This is a genomic window from uncultured Thiodictyon sp. (genome assembly GCA_903837595.1).
In the GTDB taxonomy this organism is placed as follows: domain Bacteria; phylum Pseudomonadota; class Gammaproteobacteria; order Chromatiales; family Chromatiaceae; genus Thiodictyon.
In genome coordinates this window covers 1-2045 of the sequence record CAILVI010000428.1, presented here as the reverse complement: position 1 = coordinate 2045, position 2045 = coordinate 1, and the positions used below count along the sequence as shown (strand labels likewise).

Here is a 2045-nt window from a genome sequence, read left to right as displayed (position 1 = left end):
GAGCAACCCCCACCGAGGATTACTGCCGCTCACCAAGCTTCCATACACTAATCGCTGTGTAGTGCCGACCTTTGCCCCTGCGGTGCAAGCCAACCAATGGGTTACGTGAAAAATAGGCGCGAATAGTCGAAGACGGGCTAAATCTTGGCAGCCGCATGTGCTGCGTGAGGAGGGCGCCGTCGATCTGCGTGCCTACACCTTCTGCGTACTGGAGCAATTGCATACCGCGTTGCGCCGCCGCGAGGTCTTCGTGGCGCCGAGTTGGCGCTATGCCGATCCGCGCGCCGGCCTGCTCGCTGGCGCCGAGTGGGAAGCCACCCGGCCGGTCATCTGCCGGACGCTGGGGCTGTCGGCCAGTCCGGAACCGACGCTGACCGCCCTGGCCGCCGAACTGGACCGCACTTACCGGGCCGTGGTGTCGCGCTTGCCCGACAATCCGGCGGTACGCTTCGAGCTGACCGGCGACACCCCCGAACTGATCCTCAGTCCGCTGGAAAAACTGGAGGAACCGGCCTCGCTGGTGGAGCTGCGCGAGCGGGTCGCCGAGTTGTTACCCCGCGTGGAACTGCCGGAACTGCTCCTGGAGATCGCCGGGCGGACCGGCTTCACCGAGGCCTTCACCCACCTGTCGGAGCGCACCGCCCGCGCGGCCGATCTGCAAGTGAGTCTGTGCGCCGTGCTGATGGCGGAGGCCTGCAACACCGGGCTGGAGTCGCTGACGCGTAGCGATGTCCCGGCCCTCAAGCGCGACCGCCTGTCCTGGGTCGACCAGAACTATCTGCGCGACGAGACGCTGACGGCCGCCAATGCGACCTTGGTAGCCGCCCAAAGTCGCCTGGCGCTCGCCAACCTCTGGGGCGGCGGCGAGGTGGCCTCGGCCGACGGCATGCGCTTTGTGGTGGCGGTGCGCTCGGTCCATGCGGGTCCGAATCCGAAATACTTCGGCGTCGGGCGCGGGGTCACCTGGTACAACCTGCTGTCGGACCAGTTCTCTGGCCTGAACGACATCACCGTACCCGGGACCCTGCGCGACAGTCTGATCCTGCTGGCCGTACTGCTCGAACAGCAAACCGACCTCCAGCCGACCCAGATCATGACGGACACCGGCGCCTACAGCGACGTCGTCTTCGGCCTGTTTCGGCTGCTTGGCTACCGCTTTAGCCCGCGGCTGGCCGATGTCGGCGGCACCCGCTTCTGGCGGATCGACCAACAGGCTGACTACGGCCTGCTCAACGCGGTATCGGCCCACCACCTGAGCTTGCAGCGCATCATCCCGCAGTGGGACGACATCCTGCGCCTGGTCGGCTCGCTCAAGCTCGGGCGCGTCCCGGCCGCCGGCATCATGCGCACCCTCCAGGTCGGGGAGCGCCCCACCCGCCTGGCCCAGGCGATTGCCGAGTTCGGCCGCATCGACAAGACCCTGCACACGCTGACCTACATCGACGACGAGGCCAAGCGCCGGGCGACGCTGACCCAACTCAACCGGGGCGAGGGTCGCCACAGCGTCGCCCGCGCCGTGTTCCACGGCAAGCGCGGGGAACTGCGTCAGCATTACCGCGAAGGCCAGGAAGACCAGCTGGGCGCGCTCGGCCTGGTGCTCAACATGATCGTCTTGTGGAACACCCTCTACATGGAGGCCGCCTTGAACCAGCTACGCGCGCAGGGTTACCCGGTGAGCGACGCCGACGTGGCGCGGCTGTCGCCGTTGCTGCATGAGCACATCAACATGCTGGGACGTTACTCGTTCTCCGTGCCGGAGGCGGTGGCCAAGGGCGAACTGCGACCGTTGCGTGATCCCGCGGAGGGATAGGCGAACGCTCCGCGTGCAGCATGCCGACCGCCAACGTGTCCCTCCGGCAAGGCTGCATGAAATCGCGTCCCTGGCCCGGTAGCGTAGGAGCCCCGTTTTTGGTGATCCGGAGGCTCTACGATGTCACTCTCACTCCCCGCCGCGGCCGATCTACCGCAGACGGCCGCGGCCTTTGCCCACTGGCGTAGCCCCACGTCGGCGGGCGCGCGCATTCCCGAGGAACTGTGGTCGCGGG

1 pseudogene is annotated in these 2045 nt (G+C 67.1%); it reads left to right on the top strand.

The features are described from left to right. Positions 1-139: 139 nt before the first annotated feature. A pseudogene (locus tag QZY44_RS25630) lies at positions 140-1810 on the top strand (Tn3 family transposase); the annotation flags it as partial. Positions 1811-2045: the final 235 nt, after the last annotated feature.